Genomic DNA, 25382 nt, shown 5'->3' with positions numbered 1-25382 from the left:
TCAAGATGAGACTTCCCATCTTTTAGAGTAAGATCCCTCAGAGACGATGAGGTAGATAGGTTCGAGGTGGAAGCGTGGTGACACGTGCAGCTGACGAATACTAATCGATCGAGGACTTAACTATATTTAAAAAGCGAAAACGACCGTTTAGCAACGTACAAACTGGACTGAACCGTAGGAGATAAAGGAAACACAATGAGCATAGCGAATTGATGTTAACTTATCGTACGAAGGCGAAGGAAGTTGTGCTAGTTGCTGGGAGTTGTAGCTGGATTATATATTTAACAATATGAATACTTGTCTGTCTTATCTAGTTTTGAAGGTGCATCCTTCAATTAAATGGATGTTCGACTAAGGACGTCACGTCCTGTGACAACGTCAAACTGACCTTCATTGTGAAGGCCTAGTGACAATAGCGAAGAGGTCACACCTGTTCCCATGCCGAACACAGTAGTTAAGCTCTTCAGCGCCGATGGTAGTTGGGGCCTTGCCCCTGTGAGAGTAGGACGTCGCTAGGCAACCTAAAAAATCCCTTTTGAATTTATTTCGAAAGGGATTTTTTTATTTGAAACACGGCTCTATACTAAATGCGGTGGTGCCCTTTGTTCTATCAAGATTTCAAACAAACGTTAGATGAAGCATACCAATTGAAAAATAAGCTTAATCAATGGTTTAAAGAAAGTGATGACAAGACTGCAAAACAGGAGAATTGGTAACGGTATACATTAAGAGTTGATCAAAAATAAGTCTTGAAAGACACAAATAGTTGGTTAAAATTAAGTCGATTTTACTTATCTCAAGTAAAAGTTATCTTATGTTTAACTGTTTTTTATAACATTTTCATGATATCTTAATTATAGTAGTACAAAGTTAAAATAAAAGGAGATTAGAATGAAAAAAATAGCCTGGATAACAGATAGTACGTGTGGATTATCACAAGAATTTATTAAACAAAATAACATTCATGTATTACCAATGATTGTGAATATAAATGGTATTTCATATAGAGAAGACGTAGATATAACAAAAGAAGAAGTATATGAATTACTAAAAATACATGGAGAGGGCGCTAAAACTAGTCAACCTAATTTCGGTGAATTTGTTACTTTATATGAAGAATTAAAAGAGGAATATGATCTTGGTATTGCTATACACGCTTCTAGTGCCTTAACTGGAACATATCAAAGCTCAATAAGTGCCGGAGAGATGGCTGGTTTCCCGGTAGAAGTTATTGATTCTAAGATAGGTTCGTACGCTTTGGGAAAGATGATATCTAATGGAATCGAACTTCAGAAGAATGGAAAAACCTATGAAGAGATTGTACAAATATTACGAACTTACCCTGAACAAACAGAGATGTATCTACTACCTGAGAGTTTGGAGCAATTAAAAAGAAGTGGTCGAGTTAGTACAACCCAAGCCGCTTTTGCTAATTTGCTATCAATAAACTTATTGCTTAAATTTGAAGATGGAAAGGTAGTTGTTCAAGAGAAAATAAGAAGTAAAAGAAAAGCAGCACGTAAAATTTTTCAAATTGTAGAAAAAGCAATTACAGATCACCATGTGAAAGAAGTATGTATTTTACATGCAGGTGTTAAAGAAAAAGCGGAACATTGGAAAAGTGAATTGGAAAAAATTCATCACTCTATTCAATTTAAAATTGAAACTTTAGTTCCTGTTGCAGGCGTACACACGGGTTTTGGTACAATGTCTGTTTCATGGCTTAAAACAGAATAAAAAATTATAGTAGGTCATCTATTAAGATGATCTATTTTAAATAGAGGATATTTAGAAAAAACCTGTTGAATAACTAACATTTAAGGGTAAAGGTAAACATACAATATAACTTAATAAAAAAAGGAGGGATTAAGCTTTTCAATAGCTAAATAATATGAATGGTATAGAAGAATTTTTTGATCAAGAATTTGTGACAATGAGCACAAGAATAATTATTGCTTTAATTTTATCAGGATTAATTGGATTTGAAAGAGAAATAAAACAACATTCTGCTGGCTTTAGAACACATATATTAGTTGGGGTTAGTGCGTGCTTGATGATGCTTCTATCGATATATGGATTTACATCCTATCTTAACGAATACGGCGATGTTGTGCGTTTTGATCCCGCACGTATACCATCTTATGTTATCAGTGGAATTGGCTTTTTAGGGGCAGGAACAATTATAGTAAATGGAATGACTATTCGAGGGTTAACAACAGCTGCGTCTATTTGGGCAGTAGCTGGATTGGGATTAGTTGTTGGGGTAGGTATGTATAAAGAGGCTATACTTACGACGATAATAATTTTATTGAGTTTAATATTTTTAAATAACTTTGAAAAGAGGATCTCTAAACATAAATCGCTTGTTTCCTTTCAAATAGTAATAGATAAAAAATTGGAATTACGTCATCTATTTATTAGTATCGAAAAATTTCATACGAAAATTCGCAAATTAGAAATTAATCGTGACGAAGAGGATGAACATGTTGTTTTTGTTGAGATGGAAGGGAGAGATTCACTAGATAAAACAGAGCTATATTACTCCTTGTTAGAAGTTGACTTTGTTAAGAAAGTGAATGAAATACAATAAGAAATAATATTTGCAAGAAAATATAGGAATAGTATAATGAATACATAGTCAAAGTTAGTCAAAGTCAATTTAAGGAGGAGGCAAATGCGAAATATTTCGGATGTGATTGAGGCATACTTAAAACAAATTATACAAGGAAATCATCAAAATATAGTAGAAATAAAACGAAGTGAAATAGCAAATCAATTTGAATGTGTCCCTTCTCAAATTAATTATGTTATTAATACACGCTTTACAATTGAGCGGGGTTACTTAGTTGAAAGTAAGCGTGGTGGTGGTGGATATATACGTATCACACGAATCACAAATGATGATAAGGCTAAATTAATCGATGAAATTATCGAGATGATTCAACCAAAAGTAACGCAGCAAGCATGTATTGATATTTTAGACCGTATGCTTGAGGAGAAATTGATTACAAAACGAGAAGCAAAAATAATGGTTAGTGCACTGACACGTGATACACTTGCCTTCCAGCTACCAATTCGTGATGAAGTAAGATCTCGTATAATGGCGGCCATGTTGACTGCGTTAAAATATGAATAAAATTCTACAATAGTAGTAATTATCATATAAATAAATGATAGACGCATAAAAGTTGTAAAAGGGAGGACCTGAAATGGAATGTGAAGAATGCCATGAACGCCCTGCAACCTTGCACCTTACAAAGGTAGTTAATGGAGAGAAAAATGAAATTCATGTTTGTGAACATTGTGCAAAGGAAAAGGGTTATATAGATTATGATGAAGAAGCATACTCCATTCATGACTTATTAGCAGGCTTATTTAATTATGAAGCAACATTTTCTAAGGGTCACCAGTTTAGTGATAAACAAAAAAGAGGCTTAAGTTGCCCAAAATGTGGTATGACTTATAGACAGTTTACCCAAATTGGAAAATTTGGTTGTGCTTCATGCTATGAGGCGTTTGCTAATCACCTAAATCCTATCTTTAGGCGTGTGCACAGTGGCAACATTACACACGATGGAAAAATCCCTAATCGTCAAGGGAAATATTTAAAGAAAAAACAATTAATTCAAGATTATAAATCTAAATTACAGCGTTTAATTGAGAATGAACAATTTGAGGAAGCAGCTGTTATGCGTGATAAAATCAAGGCTTTAGAAAAAAATTCATCTGAAAACAACAAGGATGGTGAATTATAATGTCCTTGCAACCATTTATAAATGAAGCAATTAGCCCTTGGATGAAAGAAGAGGGGCCGGACAATGATATTGTATTAAGTACAAGAATCCGTCTAGCAAGAAACTTTGATCAGTTCACTTTTCCTATTATCGCTAGTGCAGACGAACTGACTCCTATTGTGAATTTAATTCAGAAATATTATCATCACCAAACGTTTGAGGAATATCAGGATTTAGAATATATATCAATGGCAGAGCTACAACCCATACAAAAACGAGTATTAGTAGAAAAGCATCTAATTAGTCCAAATCTTGCAGAGAAGTCAAAAAATAGTGGGGTGCTCATTTCTAAGAATGAGCAAGTTTCTGTAATGATTAATGAAGAAGATCATATTCGTATGCAATTATACTTCCCTGGATTACAATTAGAAAATGCCTTAAAAAATGCATTTGCTTTTGATGATTGGTTAGAAGAGAAAATTGACTATGCATATGATGAACAAAGAGGCTATCTTACAAGCTGCCCGACTAATGTTGGAACTGGGATGCGAGCTTCTGTTATGATGCATCTCCCTGCCTTAACATTAACTCGAAAATTAAATAAGATGATTCCTGCGATTAATCAGATAGGTTTAGTGGTAAGAGGGATATATGGAGAAGGAAGTGAAGCGGTTGGTAATATTTTTCAGATATCAAACCAAGTAACATTAGGGCGATCTGAAACAGACATTATCGAAAATCTCCAAAGCGTTGTAAAGAAATTAATTGAACAGGAACAATTCGCAAGACAGTTACTAGTAGAACAGTCGGACTTGCGTTTAGAGAATCAGATTTTTCGATCTTATGGAACTTTAAAATATAGTCGGATTATTGAATCAAAAGAAGCGGCTACATGTTTGTCAAATCTACGTCTAGGTATAGACGTTGGTTATATTAATCACTTGTCTAAATCAATCTTAAATGAATTGATGATTTTGACCCAACCAGGCTTTTTACAACACTATGCACAAGAAACACTATCAGCAAAAGAGAGGGATATTAGAAGGGCCTCAATTATAAGAGAACGTTTGAATTTAGAAAATGGATGAGTTAGGAGGAATATCCAATGATGTTTGGTCGATTTACAGAAAGAGCTCAGAAAGTATTGGCTTTGTCACAAGAGGAAGCTGTACGCTTAGGGCATAATAACATTGGAACAGAACATATATTACTAGGTCTAGTCAATGAAGGTGAAGGAATTGCTGCTAAAGCACTGACAAGCCTTGGATTAGAAACAGAGAAAATTCAAAAAGAAGTAGAAAATTTAATTGGTAAAGGACAAAAGGTCTCACAGACCATCCATTATACACCAAGAGCAAAAAAAGTAATTGAACTATCAATGGATGAAGCACGAAAGCTGGGTCATTCATATGTAGGCACAGAGCATATTTTATTAGGTCTAATTCGTGAAGGGGAAGGTGTAGCAGCACGGGTATTAAATAACCTTGGTGTAAGTTTAAACAAAGCTCGTCAGCAAGTATTGCAGCTTCTCGGGAGCAATGAGACAACAAGAAAAAGTCAGGGTAGAAATGGACAGGCAACAACAGCCAATACACCAACATTAGACTCTTTAGCACGTGATTTAACAGCAATTGCTAAAGAGGGGAATATTGACCCTGTAATTGGTCGTGAGAAAGAAATTGAGCGTGTTATTCAAGTGCTTAGTCGTCGAACGAAAAATAACCCTGTCTTAATTGGGGAGCCTGGTGTAGGTAAAACAGCTGTAGCAGAAGGGTTAGCTCAGCAAATTGTAAATAACGAAATTCCAGAGATGCTACGTGATAAACGAGTGATGACCTTGGATATGGGTACAGTAGTTGCTGGAACAAAATATCGTGGTGAATTTGAAGATCGCTTAAAGAAGGTTATGGAAGAGATTCGTCAGGCTGGTAATGTTATTTTATTTATTGATGAATTACACACTTTGATTGGAGCAGGTGGCGCAGAGGGAGCAATTGATGCTTCCAATATTCTAAAACCATCACTTGCTCGAGGTGAATTACAATGTATTGGTGCTACAACTTTAGATGAATATCGTAAATATATAGAAAAGGATGCAGCGTTGGAACGTCGTTTTCAACCAATTCAAGTAGATGAACCGACATTGGAAGAATCCATTTTGATTTTAAAAGGATTACGTGATCGTTATGAAGCACATCACCGTGTAACAATTACCGATGAAGCAATTGATGCATCAGCTCATCTATCGAATCGTTATATTACAGATCGTTTCCTCCCGGATAAAGCAATTGACTTAATTGATGAGGCTGCTTCACGGGTGCGGTTACGTTCATATACAGCACCACCTAATCTTAAAGAATTAGAACAAAGTCTAGAAGAGGTAAGAAAAGAAAAAGATGCGGCTGTTCAGAGTCAAGAGTTTGAAAAGGCAGCGTCATTACGTGATAATGAACAACGCTTGCGTGAAGAATTAGAGACAACAAAAGAAAAATGGAAAGAAAAACAAGGTCAAGAGAGTTCTGAGGTAACAGTAGAGGATATTGCAAGTATCGTATCTACATGGACTGGTGTGCCGGTATCATCTTTAACAAAAGATGAGAGTGAGCGCTTATTAAATCTTGAATCTGTCTTGCATAATCGTGTGATTGGTCAAGAGGAGGCTGTAGATGCAGTATCTAAAGCAATTCGACGTGCGCGAGCGGGACTAAAAGATCCAAAGCGCCCAATCGGTTCTTTTATTTTCTTAGGTCCAACAGGTGTGGGGAAAACAGAATTAGCAAGAGCGCTAGCTGAATCAATGTTCGGTGATGAGGATGCTATGATTCGAATAGATATGTCTGAATATATGGAGAAACATACAACTTCTCGTTTAGTTGGATCACCACCAGGTTATGTAGGTTACGAAGAGGGTGGACAGCTGACAGAGAAGGTAAGAAGGAAACCTTACTCCGTTGTGTTATTAGATGAAGTAGAGAAAGCTCATCCTGAAGTGTTTAATATTTTATTACAAGTGTTAGAAGATGGTCGATTAACCGATTCTAAAGGTCGTTTAGTTGATTTTCGGAACACAGTTCTTATTATGACTTCAAACGTCGGAGCAAGTGAATTAAAACAAAACAAATACGTAGGTTTTACGCTTGATGACGAAGTAGCTAATTACAAAGATATGAAATCAAAAGTTACTGAAGAAATGAAGAAGGCATTCCGTCCAGAGTTTCTAAACCGAATTGATGAAATTATTGTTTTCCATTCTTTAGAGAGAAAACATATGAAAGATATTGTTACATTAATGGTAGAGCAACTACAAAAACGCTTAGTAGATCAAGGTATTGATTTTGTATTATCTGATGAGGCGATTGAAAAAATTGCAAATGAAGGATTTGACCCAGAATATGGTGCAAGACCATTAAGACGATCGATTCAAAAAAATGTAGAAGATTTATTGTCTGAAGCTTTATTGAGAGAAGAAATTAAAAAAGGTCAAAAAATCAAAATTGGTATAAATGATAAAGGTGAGTTTTCAGTATTGAGTAAGTAATTACAGTATATGCTGGCTTAAAAGCATTTTAAAATCGGGAGGTAGTACCCTTCCGATTTTTCTATTTTAAAGTATAATGACAACGTATTAAGACTTTCATTGTTTTTACACAAATTATTAATCTATATGTAACTTTCAAACAAGTTATTTCGTATATAATAGGTAGTAGGAAAAGGTGGTTATGTATGGCTAAATCGAAAACAAAGTTTGTCTGCCAAGAATGTGGATATGAAACACCAAAATGGATGGGAAAATGCCCAAGTTGTAATAATTGGAATACATTAGTTGAAGAAGTTTCTACAAAATCTTCGTCTAAACATAGTGGGATTGGACAAGTAAATTCGACAAAGCCAGAGAGTATTACAATGGTTGAATCGAAAGAGGAAGCAAGAGTTGCCACCCAGATGCCAGAATTAAATCGTGTTTTAGGTGGTGGAATTGTAGCGGGTTCGCTTGTATTAATTGGAGGTGACCCTGGTATAGGTAAGTCAACACTTTTGCTACAAGTTTCTGATCAATTAGCTAAAAACGATATACGTGTACTTTATATATCTGGAGAAGAATCCACCAGACAGACTAAATTACGAGCAGATCGTTTAAATATATCATCTGACAATCTCTATGTTTTATCAGAGACAAATTTACATTATATTGCTAATCAAATTGATCAATTAAAACCAAAGTTTATTGTGATCGATTCCATTCAAACTATTTTTAAAGAAGAAGTAGCGAGTGCTCCTGGAAGTGTTTCGCAGGTAAGAGAATGCACAAGTGAATTAATGCGTATTGCTAAAACAAATCATATCCCAATTTTTATTGTAGGACATGTGACAAAAGAGGGAGCTATTGCAGGACCAAGATTACTTGAGCATATGGTAGATGCTGTTTTATATTTTGAAGGAGAGCGGCATCATACGTTTCGTATTTTGCGTAGTGTAAAAAATCGTTTTGGTAGCACACATGAAATGGGTATTTTTGAGATGAAAGAAGAGGGGTTGAGAGAAGTCCTTAACCCGTCAGAGATATTTTTAGAAGAACGTTCACAAGGTGTAGCTGGTTCTACGGTGGTAGCTTCGATGGAAGGGACACGTCCTGTTTTAGTAGAAATCCAATCACTAATCTCACCAACTAGTTTTGGACAGGCGCGAAGAATGGCAACAGGAATTGATCATAACCGTGTACCGCTGTTGATGGCTGTTTTAGAAAAACGTGTTGGACTACTTATGCAAAATCAAGATGCGTATGTTAAAGTTGCGGGTGGTGTAAAGTTAGATGAACCAGCTATTGATCTAGCAGTTGCGATAAGCATTGCATCTAGTTTTAAAGATCAAGCCTCTAAACCGGATGATGTGCTGATTGGAGAAGTAGGTTTAACTGGGGAGATAAGAAGAGTATCTCGTATTGACCAACGTGTACAGGAGGCAGCTAAGCTAGGTTTTAAACGAGCGATTATCCCAGCGAAGAACTTAGAAGGTTGGACAATACCTTCTACAATAGAAGTGGTAGGAGTAAATTCTGTACAGGAGGCATTGCAAGTGACATTAGATCATTAATTCGACAGAATAGAATAATATCTAACATGAATTGACTTTTTAATTTCATTATGTTAGAATTTTATGTTTATAGTTTGACTTTATATGTAAATTATGTTAAGTTATAAAAAACTTTTGGCTTTAAACTGATTATTTTTCTATTGATTGGAGATACTATGTGTTAGGAGGTGACTGTGGTGCTGAAAAAAGTTGTGCAATTATTTATTATTATTGCCGGTGGTACCGCTGGATATTTGTATATACCAGAGATTATTAAGCTAATAAGTTTTATTGGGGATAGTTGGTTAAGTTCGGAATATGTCGCACCATATATAGGTTTAGTTTTAGGAGCTATTATATTTTATTTATTAACATTTTGGCTAATAGATTATATCGTTCATTTTGTTAAGTGGTTAGAAGATACGTTGTTAAAAGCGCCGGTAACAGATTTATTTTTTGGAAGTTTAGGTTTAATTGTTGGTCTGGTGATTGCTTATATCATTAATCAACCAATTCAGGATATCCAGATTACTGTTGTATCACAAGTTGTTCCGCTATTCGTTATGATTTTATTAGGGTATTTAGGTTTTCAAGTAGGTTTTAAACGAAGAGATGAATTTTTAAGTGTACTTACGATTGCTAGAAAAGATAAGGATAGAAAAAATGAAAGAGTTGAATCAAATGAACAGCCACTCTTGCCTAAAGCGAAAATCTTGGATACCAGTGTTATAATCGATGGTCGTATTGCGGATATATGTCAAACAAGTTTCCTAGAGGGAACTGTGCTTATTCCTCAATTTGTTTTAGAAGAGTTGCAACATATTGCTGATTCCTCTGATGCATTGAAGCGTAACCGGGGACGTCGTGGTTTAGATGTGTTAAATCGGATGCAAAAAGACCTGCCAGTCAATGTAGAGATCTATGATGGTGATTTTGAAGAAATTCAGGAAGTAGATAGTAAATTAGTGAAATTAGCTAAAGTAATTGATGGAATTGTAGTAACCAACGATTTTAACTTAAATAAAGTTTGTGAGTTTCAAAATGTTCAAGTATTAAATATCAACGATCTTGCTAATGCTGTAAAACCGGTAGTACTACCTGGGGAAGAACTGACTGTTCAGGTTATTAAGGACGGTAAAGAACAGAATCAAGGTGTTGCCTACTTAGACGATGGAACAATGATTGTTGTTGAAGAAGGAAAAGATTATATTGGTAAAACGATTGAAGTGTTAATAACTAGTGTATTGCAAACATCGGCTGGTCGAATGATATTTGCAAAGCCAAAACTACTTGAAAAAGCACTGTAAAAAGAGTATAACAGATTAAGTAGAAGTGATAACTTTGTTATCACTTTTTCTTATGAGGTAATAAAGTATAAATCTAATCCTGATGAATAATAAATGATGAGAGGGGAGTATGTATCATATCGGCGAAGGGGATATTGGCTTTCATTTGCCTGATAATGCTCCAACGCTCATAAAAATAAACCTAGAAAAACTACTGGCAATTATTTTAGAAATGGTGCAAAATAAAAGTTATGAGGCAGGTGTACAGTGCCTATTTAGCAACCTAAGCTAACACGCGCATTTCAAAAATTCGGCAAAACATTCTCGTATACTACGAATAGATTATGGAGATATTAATGTGAAAGCTACTACCATAGAAGGATTAGGTTTTATTGGACGAGAAAAAAATTGCACCACTCGTTAACCTGTTGAAAAAAGGGAAACACGCAAAATAAAGAAAAAAATGATAGAATAGAACCAAAGTGCCGACGAAAGAAAGGGGAACTTTAAAATGACAAATGATATACGTGTGCGGTATGCACCAAGTCCGACAGGGCATTTACATATCGGAAACGCAAGAACAGCACTTTTTAATTACTTATATGCAAAACACTTGGGTGGTAAATTCATTATTCGTACGGAGGATACAGATGAAAAGCGTAATGTAGAAGGTGGGGAAGAGAGTCAGCTGCGCTATCTCAAATGGTTAGGGTTAGAATGGGATGAAGGTGCAGACATTGGTGGAGACTATGGTCCTTATCGTCAGATGGAGCGTTTAGATATTTACAAAAAGTATGTAGATGAATTGTTAGATCGCGGGCTTGCTTATAAATGTTATATGACAGAGGAAGAACTTGAAGCAGAACGTGAGCAACAACGTGCCAATGGACAAGTTCCAAAATACTCTGGAGCACATCGTGATTTAACAGCTGAGCAAATTGAACAGTTTAAATCGGAAGGAAGACAAGCTAGTATTCGCTTCCGTGTCCCTGAAGGTAAGACGTATACATTTAATGATATTGTTAGAGAGAATATTACCTTTGAATCCAGCGACTTCGGTGACTGGGTGATGGTGAAGAAAAATGGTATACCGACATACAACTTTGCTGTTGCAATAGATGATCATTTAATGGGCATTTCCCATGTTTTACGTGGTGAGGAACACATTTCAAATACACCTAAGCAAATGATGATTTATGAAGCGTTTGGATGGGAACCGCCAAAGTATGGCCACATGACACTTATTCTAAATGAAAATCGCAAAAAATTAAGTAAACGTGATGAACACATCTTACAATTTATTGAACAGTATAAAAATCTTGGTTATCTCCCTGAAGCATTATTTAATTTTATTACATTATTAGGGTGGTCTCCAGTTGGAGAAGAAGAGATTTTTACACAGCAACAATTTATTGAAATATTTGATCCAGAGCGTTTATCAACATCTGCGGCTATTTTTGATCCGCAAAAGTTAAAATGGATGAATAATCAATATATAAAAGCAGCAGATTTTGATCGTGTGGTAGAATTGACTTTACCTCACCTAGTTGAGGCAGGAAGATTACCAGAAAATATGGATCAGTCAACAAAAGACTGGGCACTTGAATTAATTGCTTTATATAAAGAACAACTAAATTATGGGCAAGAAATTGTTGAGTTAACTTCTCTCTTTTTCCAAAAAGAGATAACATATACGGATGATGCGAAGGAAGTATTGAGTGGGGAACAAGTTCCAGAAGTTATAAGTGTATTTAAAGACAAAATACAAGCACTTGATCAATTAAGTCCAGCTGCAATTAAATCTGAGATAAAAGCGACTCAGAAAGAAACAAAGCAAAAAGGAAAAAACTTATTTATGCCAATACGTGTAGCAACTACTGGTCAAGTGCACGGCCCAGAACTTCCAAATGCTATTTATTTATTAGGTAAAGAGGTTGTTGTTGCAAGATTAACAAATGTATTGGAACAGTTATAAAGGTTTAAACATATCATAGTAAAAAATGTAGAACGAAGAAGAGGAAAAGTATAAACAGTCGTTACTTATTCAGAGAGAATCACCTTGGCTGAAAGTGATTTTAAGTACATGTTTAGAACATGCACCTCAGAGTCCTTTGTTGAATCGGAGTAAACAAAGGCGGTACGCTCACCGTTATAGGAGCCAAAAGTAGAGGGAATCAAGCTGATTTTCTAAACAGAGTGGGACCGCGCAAAAAGCGTCTCTGTGTTGAAGAACATAGAGGCGCTTTTTACTGTGTAGCGGGTCCATTCATAAATGAATTTATACCATTGTTTGTATATACTGCACTATAATAACAATTTTTATGTGTTATATGGGGGTGAAGTGATGCGCTTTTGGAAGCAATTAAAAGAAGATATGGATGTAGTATTTGATCAAGATCCTGCTGCACGTACACGTGTAGAAGTTTTCCTCACTTACTCAGGTCTACATGCCATCTGGTCTCATCGTATTGCACATGCATTATATCGAAAAAAATTCTTTTTTATTGCTAGGGTTATTTCACAAATTAGCCGTTTTTTAACCGGAATAGAAATTCACCCAGGTGCTCAAATTGGAAATCGTTTCTTTATTGATCATGGCATGGGAGTGGTGATTGGAGAAACATGTGAAATAGGTAATAATGTAACCATATTTCAAGGTGTGACATTAGGTGGAACGGGAAAAGAAAAAGGAAAGAGACATCCCACCATTAAAGATAATGCTTTAATAGCAACAGGTGCAAAAGTTTTGGGCTCTATAACCGTTGGAGAGAGCGCAAAGATTGGCGCGGGATCAGTCGTGCTAAAGGATGTCCCTAACCATTCAACAGTAGTAGGTATTCCAGGTAAGGTAGTTGTGCAAAATGGAGAACGGATGAGACAAGATTTAGATCACCATAAGCTTCCAGACCCTGTATCAGAGGTGATGAAAGAATTAAATGAGGAAATAGATGAATTAAGACAAGAAGTTAACAGATTAAAGGGAGTGAATCCAGATGACAATTCAAATTTATAATACACTTACTAGAAAAAAAGAGATATTTAAACCAATTGAAGTAGGGAAGGTTCGTATGTACGTTTGTGGTCCAACCGTTTATAACTATATTCATATTGGTAATGCAAGGCCAGCAATTGTATTTGATACGGTTCGTCGTTACTTGGAATATAAGGGCTATCAGGTAGATTATGTGCTTAATTTCACTGATGTAGATGATAAGTTGATAAAAGCTGCTCATCAGCTGGATGAAGAGGTAGAAGACGTGGCAAATCGCTTTATTGATGCCTATCGATCGGATGTGCAAGCGTTAGGAGTGAAGGAGGCTACGTATCATCCAAGGGTAACGGAATCCATGGAGGATATTATTGATTTTATTGATGCGTTAATTGCTAAGGGATTTGCCTATGAATCAGCAGGTGACGTTTATTTTAAAACCCGTTCATTTAAGGAATATGGTAAGTTATCACACCAATCCATTGATGATCTACGTTCGGGTTCTAGAATTCAAGTTGGAGAAAAGAAGGAAGATCCGTTAGATTTTACACTTTGGAAGAAGGCGAAACCAGGTGAAATTGCATGGGATTCTCCATGGGGGGAAGGAAGGCCGGGTTGGCATATTGAATGTTCTGCTATGGCAAAGAAATATTTAGGTGAGACAATTGATATCCATGCTGGTGGGCAAGATCTTACTTTTCCGCATCATGAAAATGAGATTGCTCAGTCTGAAGCGTGCAATGATCAAAGCTTTGCTAACTATTGGATTCATAACGGGTATATAACGATTGATAACGAAAAAATGTCAAAATCCCTTGGTAATTTTATTTTAGCTCATGATTTAATTGAGAAATTTGATCCGCAATTAATCCGTTTCTTTATGTTAAGTGTACATTATCGTAATCCAATTAATTTTAGCGAAGAACTGCTGGAAAATGCCAAAAACGGCTTAGATCGTATAAAAAATGCTTATCAAAACTTGGAACATCGAAAACAAGCTAGTCTTAACCTAGCAGAAGATGCTGATAAATGGTTGGATGAAATTACTCGATTTAAAACAGCGTTCTTAACAGAAATGGATGATGATTTTAATACAGCTAATGCAATTGCGGTTATTTTCGAACTAACAAAAGAAGCAAATGTGTATATTCAGCAAAATCAAACATCAACAGAAGTAATGGAAGCATTTCAATCACTTTTAAAAGATTTATTACAAGTATTAGGAATTCAAATTGATGGATTAGAAGAATTAGTTGATGAGGAGATCAATCACTTAATCGAACAACGTGAGCAAGCAAGAAAAAATAGAGACTTTCAATTAGCTGATCAGATTCGTGATGAATTAAAAGAAAAAAACATTATTTTAGAGGATACACCGCAAGGTACAAGATGGAAGAGAGGCTAATGATGAAAGAGCAAAGAGTAAAACAAATGAAGAGTCTGGCGCTTGCTTATATGGGAGATGTGATATATGAGTTATATGTTAGAGAGCATTTAGTTAAAATGGGTTCTCAAAAACTAAATACTCTACATCACGCTGCAATTAAGTTTGTTTCAGCAAAAGCTCAAGCCAAAGTCATCCGGTATTGGCTTGAGCAGGCAAGATTAACAGAAGAAGAGCAAGCGATTGTTCGTCGAGGACGAAATGCTAAATCGGGTTCTATTCCAAAAAATACAGATGTCCAAACGTACCGTTACAGTACAGCATTCGAAGCATTGCTAGGATTTCATTATTTGTCTGAAAATGAAGAACGTTTACAAACATTAATCAAAGAAGCGATTGAGTTTGTGGAGAAAGGAGAAGGTTAATATGTCAGAAGAATGGATTATAGGAAAAAACCCTGTTTTAGAAGCGTTGAAGTCTGGTCGGTCTATTAATAAATTGCTAATTTCTGATCAATTAAATCAATCAACAACAAAAAATTTGGAGAGCTTAGCTAAGCGGCAAGGTACTGTTGTGAATCGTGTTCCTAAGCAAAAGTTGGACAAGCAAGTAGATGGAAATCATCAGGGTGTCGTTGCAGTAGTAGCTGCATATGAATATGCATCCATAGAAGATTTGTTTATTCGTGCAGAACAGAAAGGGGAAGAACCGTTCTTTATTATTTTGGACGAAATTGAGGATCCACATAATTTAGGGTCTATTCTGCGGACTGCTGATGCAGTAGGAGCACATGGGATTATCATCCCTAAGCGAAGAGCGGTTGGTCTGACTGCAACTGTTGCTAAAACTTCTGCGGGTGCAATGGAATATATACCAGTTGCGCGCGTGACAAACATTGCACAAACGATTGATGAACTAAAAGATCGTCATGTATGGGTTGTTGGTACAGAAGCGGAAGCTACAAGAGATTATCGCTCGCTAGAAGGATCGTTGCCGTTAGCTTTAGTAATCGGTAATGAAGGAAAGGGAATCAGTAGGTTAGTTAGAAAAAAATGCGATTGGACAGTTCGCTTGGCAATGACAGGTAATGTATCATCTTTAAATGCTTCGGTTGCCGCAAGTATTTTGATGTATGAAATTTACAGAAAGCGTTATCCGCTTGGTGAGTCCTGATGGATGTTCTGCTTGTTGATGGCTATAACATGATTGGAGATTGGCAAGAACTAAAAAAAATTAAAGATATTGACTTAGAGCAAGCTCGAAATTTGTTGATTGAAAAGATGGCAGAGTACCAAGCGTATCGAGGCTATCGTGTTATTATTGTTTTTGATGCGTATGAAGTAAGTGGGGGAGAAACGAAGCATACAAACTATAAAGTAGAAGTGATTTACACGAAGGAACAAGAAACCGCTGATGAGTGTATAGAGCGCTTAGTTAAGGAATTGAAAAATGTTAAGACAAAGGTGTATGTTGCTACATCTGATTATACAGAACAACGAACTATATTTGCTCAAGGAGCTTATCGAAAGTCAGCTCGAGAGTTATATTTGGAGATTGAAAACATCCAACAAGAAATAGAAGACGACCTTAAATCTTACAAAGCTCGACAAATATCTACCAAAATCCCTATAAAGCAAGATGTATTAGAAATTTTTGAACAGTGGAGAAGGGGTCAAAAGTAGGGAAGGTTCTGTTGACGCAATTGAAGCGCTTCCTGTATAATATTTCTATATCTTCACTTTCAACAACTAGGGGGAGTCCAGGTTGAGTGTCACTTATGCGCAAACAAAGAGTCGAGTGCTAGATTTAGAATTGTTAGAAGATGATGAGCTGATTATACTTGCTCACCATGAAAATAGCTATGTCTTGGACTATCTAATTAATAAATATCGTGGGTTTGTACATGCGAAAGCTAGAACCTATTTTTTAATTGGAGCAGATCATGATGATATCGTGCAAGAAGGAATGATAGGTTTATACAAAGCAATACGTGATTATAAATCGGATAAATTGTCTTCATTTAAAGCATTTGCAGAATTATGTATTACTCGCCAAATTATTACCGCTATTAAAACAGCGACCAGGCAAAAGCATATGCCTTTAAACTCGTATGTATCTTTAGATAAACCTATTTACGATGAAGAATCTGAACGAACCTTGTTAGACGTATTGGTGAACGCAACTGTGACGGATGACCCGCAAGATTTACTTATTAATCAAGAAAAACACGGGATATTAGAGGGTAAATTGTCAGAGGTATTGAGTGAATTAGAGCGTGAAGTACTTGCATTATATTTGGATGGTCGTACGTATCAAGAGATTTCGTATAAATTAAAACGCCATGTTAAATCGATTGATAATGCTTTGCAACGAGTAAAAAGAAAGCTTGAAAAATATTTGGACCTTAGTGAAATAAGCTTATGAGCAGACAGAGAATAACCTGAGAAAGCGTTGACAGGGAATAATAACCGTGATAAATTAATAAGAGTGTACAACCCTTAACGGATATAAGGGGTGAAATAATTGCAAAAAAAGATTGTATTGGCATGCACTGTATGTTTAAGTAGGAACTATAGTTCAAATAAAAATACCACAATGACTGAACGTTTAGAAGTGAATAAATTTTGTAAAAGATGCAATAAGCATACTTTGCATCGTGAAACAAAGTAAATGATTTTTTAAAAATTGGCAGAAGTTTGGGGGTTACCACCTATGAATCTTGTTACATTTTTTAAAAATGTGTCTAGAGAAATGAAAAAAGTATCATGGCCTGGTGGACAAGAGTTGTTTCGTTATACAATTACAGTAGTAACGACAGTGGCTTTTGTTGCGGTATTTTTCGCTTTGATAGACTTAGGTATTACACAAATTCTTAATTTATTTTTTGAATAGATTACGCAATTATATGCTATAATGATAATAAATAGAACGTTTCTAGAAAAACCCGTTTTAGCGGGTTTTTTAAATTGGGAAAAATAAAAGGGAGGGAAGGACACGAGGTTGTCCTGCAAGATGGAAAAACAATGGTATGTAGTCCATACGTATTCTGGATATGAAAATAAAGTGAAGACTAATTTAGAAAAAAGGTTAGAATCAATGGGTATGGAAGATAAAATTTTCCGTGTCCTTGTTCCGGAAGATGAAGAAGCGGAAATTAAGAATGGGAAAAGAAAAATTGCCAAGAAAAAAGTGTTTCCTGGCTATGTGTTGGCAGAGATGATTATGACGGATGATTCTTGGTATGTTGTTCGTAACACACCAGGTGTAACAGGTTTCGTTGGTTCAGCCGGATCTGGTACGAAACCAACGCCACTCTTGCAAGAAGAAGTTGAAACTATTCTGAAGAGAATGGGAATGAATGAGACGGTAACTGAAATAGATTTTGATATTAAGGAAAGTGTTCGTGTAACAGACGGGCCCTTTAAAGATTTCACAGGTACTATTGAGCAGATAGATTCAGATAGGCAAAAGGTAAAAGTGCATGTAAATATGTTTGGTCGTGAAACTCCTGTCGAACTAGACTTTACGCAAATCACTAAATTATAACTTTAATAAATGAATTGAAGAAATAGTTAACAACTAACACTTGCAATTTTTGTTGTATCATGCTAGAATTTTAATGTTCTTTATACTTGGAGTATAAGGTTTTAATTTGTATATGAAATGAGTGGGAGGGTATTGCCCTATTACCACATCACGGACTTAAGGAGGTGTGTCTCGTGGCTAAAAAAGTAATTAAAGTAGTTAAACTTCAAATCCCAGCAGGGAAAGCAAATCCGGCACCACCAGTTGGACCAGCTTTAGGTCAAGCAGGTGTTAACATTATGGGATTTTGTAAGGAATTTAATGCCCGTACGCAAGATCAAGCAGGTATGATTATACCGGTAGAAATTACGGTTTTTGAAGACCGTTCCTTTACATTTATTACAAAAACTCCGCCGGCTGCGGTGTTACTTAAAAAAGCAGCAGGTATCGAAAGTGCATCAGGCGAACCAAATCGTAATAAAGTAGCAACATTAAAGCGTGATAAAGTAAAAGAGATCGCAGAAACAAAAATGCCTGATCTAAACGCTGCTGATGTAGAAGCTGCTATGCGTATGGTAGAAGGTACTGCGCGTAGTATGGGTATTGTTATTGAAGACTAATCCCATATCGTAGACGGACGATGTAAAGGTTGCGTGAATGGAAGATTATGGCCATTACGCAGCCTTTTTGTAAGATGGTTAACGATAACCATTAACTAGATGAGAATCTAGTGTCTGTTATCTTTCTGTGTTGTTAGATAACAGCGGCCGCTTTTTAAAGTGGGAGGTATAACCGCTAAAACCACATTCAAGGAGGAAATTATAATGGCTAAGAAAACAAAAAAACAACAAGAAGCTCTAAGTGTTGTTGATCGTACGAAGGCGTATGATGTTAGAGAAGCTTTGGACTTAGTGAAGCAAACCGCTAAAGCAAACTTCGATGAAACGGTAGAAGCTGCTTTTCGTTTAGGTGTCGATCCAAAGAAAGCAGATCAACAAATTCGTGGTGCAATGGTATTGCCGCACGGTACTGGTAAAACACAAACGGTTTTAGTTTTTGCTAAAGGTGACAAAGCGAAAGAAGCAGAAGCTGCTGGTGCAGATTATGTAGGAGAGCAAGATCTTATTAACAAAATCAATCAAGGTTGGTTTGACTTTGATGTAATTGTAGCGACTCCAGATATGATGGCTGAAGTTGGTAAATTAGGTCGTGTGCTTGGACCAAAAGGTTTGATGCCAAACCCTAAGACTGGTACAGTTACATTTGAAGTAGAAAAAGCAGTGAAAGAAATCAAAGCTGGTAAAGTAGAATATCGCGTGGATCGTCAATCTAACATTCACGTTCCAATTGGAAAAGCTTCTTTTGAGTTAGATCAACTAGTAGAGAATTTCCAAGCGCTAGCTAATACACTGATAAAAGCTAAACCTCAGGCATCAAAAGGTATTTATATGCGAAATGCAGCTGTAACATCTACGATGGGTCCAGGTGTTAAAATTGACCCATCAACTTTTGCGAAATAAGAAATTGACTATTGACTTCATTATGAGCCTTGGCTATAATGAACAATGTTGAATATAAAAACAAATACGTTGTACCGTAGACAGTAGGTGCTTAAAGGCTTAATAATTCCTACCGAGGTGTCTGAATAAAGATGGTATTGTGCTACAATATCAATCTAACCCATTCAAACAAAACCTTCATGTCTACACGGCATGGAGGTTTTTTAGGTATAGGTAATCCTGATGTTCCGGTATAATGATTAGTCAATAGGAGGTGGAACAATGTCAACCATTATTGAACACAAAAAACAAGTTGTATCTGAAATTGCAAATAAGTTCCGCGATAGTAAAACTGCAATACTTGTAGATTATCGTGGCCTTGATGTTGCTGAAGTTACAGAACTTCGTAGCCAACTACGTAACGCAGGTGTGGATTTCAAAGTGTATAAAAACACAATGACTCGCCGTGCTACAGAGGAAGTTGAATTAACGGATTTAAATGATGCGCTTGTAGGACCAACCGCTATCGCATTTAGTGATGAAGATGTAGTAGCTCCTGCAAAGATTTTAAATAATTTTGCAAAAGAGCACGAAGCATTGGAAATTAAAGCTGGTGTGATTGAAGGTAATATTGCAACGCTTGATCAAATTAAAGAGCTTGCGGATCTACCAAACTACGAGGGCCTACTTTCTATGCTACTCAGCGTATTGCAGGCTCCAGTTCGCAACTTTGCATATGCAACAAAAGCAATTGCAGAGCAGAAAGAAGAACAAGGAGCTTAATTGCATCATAGTTCGTAATAAAGCTAAACGGTATAAAATAAAAACCTAAAATAGGAGGAAAATATAATGTCTAAAGAGCAAATTATTGAAGCGATCAAAGAAATGTCTGTTCTTGAATTAAATGATTTAGTAAAAGCAATTGAAGAAGAATTTGGTGTAACAGCAGCTGCGCCTGTAGCAGTAGCTGGTGGTGCTGCTGGTGGAGAAGCTGTTGAAGAACAAACTGAATTTGATGTTGTTCTAGAAAGTGCTGGATCATCTAAAATTAAAGTTGTTAAAGCGGTTCGTGAAATTACAGGTCTTGGACTTAAAGATGCGAAAGATCTTGTAGATAACGCACCAAAAGCAATTAAAGAAGGCGCTTCTAAAGAAGAAGCTGAAGAAATGAAAGCTAAACTTGAAGAAGTTGGCGCTTCTATAGAATTGAAGTAAGTATTGATCATAAAGCTCGTCTACTAGTAGACGAGCTTTATATTATATCATCTAAAGTAGGTGCTAATATGTCGGAGCAATACTTTGTAAATCAACCCCAATCTAAAAGTAACCCCAAAACGTGGACATATGAGCTGCGTGGTCAAACCTTTCAGTTCACAAGCGATCTCGGTGTTTTTTCAAAAAATGAAGTTGATTTTGGTTCAAAAACATTGATTAACGCTTTTCAACCACCAAATATACCAGGGGATATCATTGATCTTGGATGTGGTTATGGACCTATTGGACTCTCGATTGCCAAAACGTTTCCGGAAAGACAAGTCATTTTAAGTGATATTAATGAGAGGGCGCTTGAATTAGCGAAAGGAAATGCAAAACAAAACCAGGTTAAAAATGTTGTTTTTTACATTGGTGATCGGTTGGAGGCAATTCCGAAGCGTTCTTACGCAGCAATTTTGATAAATCCACCGATTCGTGCAGGTAAACAAACGGTGCATCAAATGTTTGAGGAAAGTTATGATGTCTTAAGTGTTGATGGTGAGTTATGGATTGTTATTCAAAAGAAGCAAGGCGCTCCATCTGCGATTAAGAAGTTGAATGAACAGTTTCGTGAAGTAGAGACTGTAAAGAAAAATAAAGGATACTTCATTATTAAAGCAAAAAAATAAGCGACAGTAAAAAACTTGACCACATGTTTAGTTTATGGTAATATTAAAAAATGCCAATAGGCATGTTTGCTTGTCAAGTGTTAATTTTACCATATTAAAGATGTATATTACTTTTTTATAAGGATAGAATGGTAAAACGTGGACTTGGTAGATGAATTTAGCATTATGCCTAGTAGAAGATTAATTAATATGTACTGCCATTTGTTCAAGGAATGAATGGTTTATTATAACTTGTGAGTTGCTTAAGCATTCGCAAGTTTGTTCGGTATGTGTACCGAACAATTTTTATTCTGATTAAATTATACCTTTTCCATTATATAAGTCAATACCGATAGATGCATTTTTGTATCGGGAGAAGGTATACAAGCTTAATATAAATCTATGTATATACATTAAGCTTGCTATGTTTTTTTATTCTTGATTTAAGGGGTGAAGCAGTTGACAGGTCAACTAGTTCAGTATGGACGGCACCGCCAGCGCCGAAGCTACGCGCGTATTAGTGAAGTTTTAGAATTACCGAATCTTATTGAGATTCAAACCGCTTCCTATGATTGGTTTCTAGAGGAAGGTTTGCGAGAAATGTTTAAAGATATTTCTCCAATTGAAGACTTTGCAGGTAACCTATCGTTAGAATTTGTCGATTATAGCTTAGGAGAACCGAAATATCCTGTAGATGAATCAAAGGAAAGAGATGTTACTTATAATGCTCCACTTCGAGTGAAAGTTCGTTTGTTAAACAACGAAACTGGGGAAGTGAAAGAGCAAGAAGTATTTATGGGAGATTTCCCATTAATGACAGATACAGGAACATTCGTTATTAACGGAGCTGAACGAGTGATTGTATCACAGCTGGTTCGTTCGCCAAGTGTTTACTTCAGTCAAAAAATTGACAAAAATGGTAAGCGAGGTTATACAGCTACGGTGATTCCTAACCGTGGAGCTTGGTTAGAATTTGAAACCGACGCAAAAGATGTTGTACATGTTCGTATTGATCGTACAAGGAAGATGCCTATCACCGTCCTGTTACGTGCGTTGGGCTTTGGTAATGATCAAGAAATCATTGATTTAATTGGTGATAACGAATATTTAAAAAATACATTAGAAAAAGATAATACAGAAACAAGCGAAAAAGCATTACTTGAAATTTATGAACGTTTACGTCCTGGTGAACCACCAACCGTTGAAAATGCTAAAAGTCTACTTGTATCTCGCTTTTTCGATCCAAAACGATATGATTTAGCTAATGTTGGTCGATACAAAATAAACAAAAAATTACACATCCAAAATCGTTTGTTTAATCAAACGTTAGCCGAGACCTTGGTAGACCAGGAAACCGGCGAAGTGATAGGAGAAAAAGGGGCGAAAATAGATCGTCGTTTGTTGAACAAAATCCTACCATACTTAGATACAGAAGAAGACAGTTTTGGTGAGCAGTACTTACAACCACATGAAGGTGTTCTAGAAGATCAGATCAAAATTCAGTCAATTAAAATTGTAGATCCGACTGATCCGGAAGGCGAAAGAACACTCAATGTTATTGGGAATGGTGCGGTTAACAATTCTGTTAAGAACATTGCGCCGTCTGATATTTTGGCAGCAATTAGTTATTTCTTTAATATTTTACATCAAGTTGGGGACACGGATGATATTGATCACTTAGGTAATCGACGTTTGCGTTCTGTTGGTGAATTATTACAAAATCAATTCCGGATTGGTTTATCTAGAATGGAACGTGTAGTGCGTGAGCGTATGTCTATTCAGGATACATCAGCGATTACACCACAACAACTGATTAATATTCGCCCTGTAATTGCATCTATAAAAGAGTTTTTCGGCAGTTCGCAACTTTCACAGTTTATGGACCAGACAAATCCGTTAGCAGAATTAACACATAAACGTCGTTTATCTGCTTTAGGGCCGGGTGGTTTAACGCGTGAAAGAGCTGGCTTTGAAGTTCGTGATGTTCACTATTCACACTATGGTCGTATGTGTCCAATTGAAACACCAGAAGGTCCTAACATTGGATTGATTAACTCATTATCTTCCTATGCGAAAGTGAATAAGTTTGGATTTATTGAGACGCCGTATCGTCGTGTCGATCCAAACACCGGGAAGGTAACCGATCAGTATGACTATTTAACAGCAGATGAAGAGGATAACTATGTAGTAGCACAAGCGAATGCTAGTTTAACTGAAGATGGTGCTTTTGCTGATGAGGAAGTTATCGCTCGTTTCCGTGGTGAAAACACAATCGTAAGTCGTGATCGCATTGATTACATGGATGTTTCACCAAAGCAAGTTGTTTCAGCTGCAACGGCGTGTATTCCATTCTTAGAAAATGATGACTCAAACCGTGCGTTGATGGGTGCGAACATGCAGCGTCAAGCAGTACCACTTATGCAACCACGCTCACCAATTGTTGGTACTGGAATGGAGTATGTATCTGGTAAGGATTCTGGTGCGGCTGTAATTAACCAGCATGAAGGAATTGTGGAACGTGTAGAAGCCAAAGAAGTACATGTCCGTCGTGTTTCTGAAGTTGATGGTAAAGAAGTTCAAGGCGATCTCGATCGCTATCGTTTGCAGAAGTTTATTCGATCAAACCAAGGTTCTTGCTATAATCAACGTCCAATCGTTCGTGTAGGCGATCGTGTTACGAAGGGTGAAATATTAGCGGATGGTCCGTCTATGGAAGATGGTGAATTAGCATTAGGACAAAATGTGCTAGTTGGCTTCATGACATGGGAAGGCTATAACTATGAAGATGCGATTATTATGAGTGAACGTCTTGTGAAAGATGACGTTTATACATCGATCCATATTGAGGAATATGAATCAGAAGCCCGTGATACAAAGCTTGGACCAGAAGAAATCACAAGAGATATTCCTAATGTTGGTGAGGATGCGTTGCGCGACTTAGATGAAAGAGGGATTATTCGCGTAGGTGCGGAAGTAGAAGATGGCGATTTGTTAGTAGGAAAGGTAACACCTAAAGGAGTAACAGAACTTTCCGCCGAAGAAAGATTACTACATGCCATTTTTGGAGAAAAAGCTCGTGAAGTACGTGATACATCACTTCGTGTGCCACATGGCGCTGGTGGAATTGTACTTGATGTAAAAATCTTTAACCGCGAAGATGGAGATGAATTGCCACCTGGTGTAAATCAACTTGTTCGTGTATACATCGTTCAAAAACGGAAAATACATGAGGGGGATAAGATGGCTGGTCGTCACGGTAATAAAGGGGTTATCTCGAAAATATTACCTGAAGAAGATATGCCTTTCTTACCAGATGGTACACCAATTGATATTATGTTAAACCCATTAGGGGTTCCTTCTCGTATGAATATCGGTCAAGTATTAGAGTTGCATTTAGGTATGGCCGCTCGTCAACTTGGTATTCATGTTGCAACTCCTGTATTTGATGGTGCGCGTGAGGAAGATGTTTGGGAAACAATTGAAGAAGCTGGTATGGCAAGAGACGCAAAAACTGTTCTTTATGATGGCCGTACGGGTGAACCATTTGATAACCGTGTATCTGTAGGTGTCATGTATATGATCAAACTTGCGCACATGGTTGATGATAAATTACACGCGCGTTCTACTGGTCCTTATTCACTTGTTACGCAACAGCCACTTGGTGGTAAAGCGCAATTTGGGGGACAACGTTTTGGTGAGATGGAGGTATGGGCGCTAGAAGCTTATGGAGCTGCCTATACATTACAAGAAATCTTGACCGTTAAATCCGATGACGTAGTGGGTCGTGTGAAAACGTATGAAGCAATTGTTAAAGGTGATAGTGTTCCTGAACCAGGTATTCCAGAGTCGTTTAAAGTATTGATTAAGGAATTACAAAGTCTTGGTATGGACGTTAAAATGCTATCAGCTGATGAAGAAGAAATAGAATTACGTGATATTGAAGAAGAAGATAACCAATCTGCTGATCAGTTTAACTTAGAGTTAGAGGAAAGATAAGCGGTGCGTTGTTAGAGTTTAATTAATAGATAACTTC

General features: G+C 36.5%; 25 protein-coding genes, 2 rRNA genes and 2 other annotated features. All 27 genes read left to right on the top strand.

The window, feature by feature from the left end:
- Positions 1–124 (top strand): 23S ribosomal RNA (locus BN1058_RS14110); the annotation flags it as partial.
- A 278-nt stretch (positions 125–402) separates the two neighbouring features.
- A 5S ribosomal RNA gene (gene rrf / locus BN1058_RS14105) occupies positions 403–518 on the top strand.
- 373 nt (positions 519–891) lie between these two features.
- Positions 892–1737 carry a DegV family protein gene (locus tag BN1058_RS14100; RefSeq protein ID WP_090859125.1) on the top strand — a complete coding sequence of 282 codons (846 nt, stop codon included), beginning with the start codon at positions 892–894 and terminating at the stop codon, positions 1735–1737.
- Between the two features lie 154 nt (positions 1738–1891).
- Positions 1892–2590 carry an MgtC/SapB family protein gene (locus BN1058_RS14095; protein ID WP_255307094.1) on the top strand — a complete coding sequence of 233 codons (699 nt, stop codon included), beginning with the start codon at positions 1892–1894 and terminating at the stop codon, positions 2588–2590.
- A gap of 84 nt (positions 2591–2674) precedes the next feature.
- Positions 2675–3136 (top strand): CtsR family transcriptional regulator, encoded by a 462-nt coding sequence (locus tag BN1058_RS14090; protein ID WP_090859123.1) that lies wholly within the window; start codon positions 2675–2677, stop codon positions 3134–3136.
- 73 nt (positions 3137–3209) lie between these two features.
- Positions 3210–3755, top strand: a complete 546-nt coding sequence (locus tag BN1058_RS14085; protein ID WP_090859120.1) for a UvrB/UvrC motif-containing protein — start codon at positions 3210–3212, stop codon at positions 3753–3755.
- Complete coding sequence (locus BN1058_RS14080) at positions 3755–4822, top strand: protein arginine kinase (protein WP_090859117.1); 1068 nt, start codon at positions 3755–3757, stop codon at positions 4820–4822. The genes BN1058_RS14085 and BN1058_RS14080 overlap by 1 nt, the downstream gene beginning before the upstream one ends.
- A gap of 17 nt (positions 4823–4839) precedes the next feature.
- On the top strand, positions 4840–7272 hold the full coding sequence (gene clpC / locus BN1058_RS14075) for an ATP-dependent protease ATP-binding subunit ClpC (RefSeq protein WP_090859114.1): 2433 nt from the start codon (positions 4840–4842) through the stop codon (positions 7270–7272).
- Positions 7273–7457: 185 nt separating this feature from the next.
- Positions 7458–8825, top strand: coding sequence for a DNA repair protein RadA (gene radA / locus BN1058_RS14070; protein WP_090859110.1), 1368 nt, complete (start codon positions 7458–7460; stop codon positions 8823–8825).
- Positions 8826–9001: 176 nt separating this feature from the next.
- On the top strand, positions 9002–10111 hold the full coding sequence (locus BN1058_RS14065; protein WP_090859107.1) for a PIN/TRAM domain-containing protein: 1110 nt from the start codon (positions 9002–9004) through the stop codon (positions 10109–10111).
- A gap of 109 nt (positions 10112–10220) precedes the next feature.
- The gene (locus BN1058_RS14230; RefSeq protein WP_141652163.1) at positions 10221–10382 is read left to right on the top strand and encodes a 2-C-methyl-D-erythritol 2,4-cyclodiphosphate synthase; all 162 of its coding nucleotides are present in this window, start codon (positions 10221–10223) and stop codon (positions 10380–10382) included.
- Between the two features lie 219 nt (positions 10383–10601).
- Positions 10602–12065 carry a glutamate--tRNA ligase gene (gene gltX, locus BN1058_RS14060; protein ID WP_090859104.1) on the top strand — a complete coding sequence of 488 codons (1464 nt, stop codon included), beginning with the start codon at positions 10602–10604 and terminating at the stop codon, positions 12063–12065.
- Between the two features lie 26 nt (positions 12066–12091).
- Positions 12092–12314: a binding site (T-box leader), on the top strand.
- 120 nt (positions 12315–12434) lie between these two features.
- On the top strand, positions 12435–13103 hold the full coding sequence (gene cysE / locus BN1058_RS14055) for a serine O-acetyltransferase (RefSeq protein WP_090859100.1): 669 nt from the start codon (positions 12435–12437) through the stop codon (positions 13101–13103).
- Positions 13084–14484: a cysteine--tRNA ligase gene (gene cysS, locus BN1058_RS14050; protein WP_090859097.1), complete on the top strand. Its 1401-nt coding sequence runs from the start codon at positions 13084–13086 to the stop codon at positions 14482–14484. Before cysE ends, cysS begins: the two co-directional genes overlap by 20 nt.
- Positions 14485–14486: 2 nt before the next feature.
- Positions 14487–14888: a Mini-ribonuclease 3 gene (locus BN1058_RS14045; protein WP_090859179.1), complete on the top strand. Its 402-nt coding sequence runs from the start codon at positions 14487–14489 to the stop codon at positions 14886–14888.
- A gap of 1 nt (position 14889) precedes the next feature.
- Positions 14890–15636: a 23S rRNA (guanosine(2251)-2'-O)-methyltransferase RlmB gene (gene rlmB / locus BN1058_RS14040; RefSeq protein ID WP_090859095.1), complete on the top strand. Its 747-nt coding sequence runs from the start codon at positions 14890–14892 to the stop codon at positions 15634–15636.
- Positions 15636–16145, top strand: a complete 510-nt coding sequence (locus tag BN1058_RS14035; protein WP_090859092.1) for an NYN domain-containing protein — start codon at positions 15636–15638, stop codon at positions 16143–16145. The genes rlmB and BN1058_RS14035 overlap by 1 nt, the downstream gene beginning before the upstream one ends.
- 82 nt (positions 16146–16227) lie before the next feature.
- Positions 16228–16887, top strand: coding sequence for an RNA polymerase sporulation sigma factor SigH (gene sigH / locus BN1058_RS14030; protein ID WP_176694533.1), 660 nt, complete (start codon positions 16228–16230; stop codon positions 16885–16887).
- 99 nt (positions 16888–16986) lie between these two features.
- The gene (gene rpmG, locus BN1058_RS14025) at positions 16987–17133 is read left to right on the top strand and encodes a 50S ribosomal protein L33 (protein ID WP_090859089.1); all 147 of its coding nucleotides are present in this window, start codon (positions 16987–16989) and stop codon (positions 17131–17133) included.
- A 42-nt stretch (positions 17134–17175) separates the two neighbouring features.
- Positions 17176–17355 carry a preprotein translocase subunit SecE gene (gene secE / locus BN1058_RS14020; protein ID WP_090859086.1) on the top strand — a complete coding sequence of 60 codons (180 nt, stop codon included), beginning with the start codon at positions 17176–17178 and terminating at the stop codon, positions 17353–17355.
- Between the two features lie 120 nt (positions 17356–17475).
- Positions 17476–18009 carry a transcription termination/antitermination protein NusG gene (gene nusG, locus BN1058_RS14015; RefSeq protein ID WP_090859083.1) on the top strand — a complete coding sequence of 178 codons (534 nt, stop codon included), beginning with the start codon at positions 17476–17478 and terminating at the stop codon, positions 18007–18009.
- Between the two features lie 173 nt (positions 18010–18182).
- Complete coding sequence (gene rplK / locus BN1058_RS14010; RefSeq protein ID WP_141652161.1) at positions 18183–18608, top strand: 50S ribosomal protein L11; 426 nt, start codon at positions 18183–18185, stop codon at positions 18606–18608.
- Between the two features lie 204 nt (positions 18609–18812).
- Positions 18813–19508: a 50S ribosomal protein L1 gene (gene rplA, locus BN1058_RS14005; RefSeq protein ID WP_090859078.1), complete on the top strand. Its 696-nt coding sequence runs from the start codon at positions 18813–18815 to the stop codon at positions 19506–19508.
- 56 nt (positions 19509–19564) lie between these two features.
- Positions 19565–19723: a sequence feature (ribosomal protein L10 leader region), on the top strand.
- 46 nt (positions 19724–19769) lie between these two features.
- Positions 19770–20270 (top strand): 50S ribosomal protein L10, encoded by a 501-nt coding sequence (gene rplJ / locus BN1058_RS14000; protein ID WP_090859075.1) that lies wholly within the window; start codon positions 19770–19772, stop codon positions 20268–20270.
- A 66-nt stretch (positions 20271–20336) separates the two neighbouring features.
- Positions 20337–20702, top strand: a complete 366-nt coding sequence (gene rplL / locus BN1058_RS13995) for a 50S ribosomal protein L7/L12 (protein ID WP_090859072.1) — start codon at positions 20337–20339, stop codon at positions 20700–20702.
- Positions 20703–20770: 68 nt separating this feature from the next.
- Entirely contained in the window at positions 20771–21370 is a 600-nt protein-coding gene (locus BN1058_RS13990) for a class I SAM-dependent methyltransferase (RefSeq protein WP_090859070.1), read from the top strand.
- A gap of 438 nt (positions 21371–21808) precedes the next feature.
- Positions 21809–25345, top strand: a complete 3537-nt coding sequence (gene rpoB, locus BN1058_RS13985) for a DNA-directed RNA polymerase subunit beta (protein ID WP_090859067.1) — start codon at positions 21809–21811, stop codon at positions 25343–25345.
- Positions 25346–25382 lie beyond the last annotated feature (37 nt).

Origin of the sequence: Paraliobacillus sp. PM-2 (assembly GCF_001368815.1) — a bacterium.
Lineage (GTDB): Bacteria > Bacillota > Bacilli > Bacillales > Amphibacillaceae > Paraliobacillus.
The sequence above is the reverse complement of the archived record's forward strand: the minus strand, read 5'-3'. Positions and strand labels throughout refer to the sequence as shown.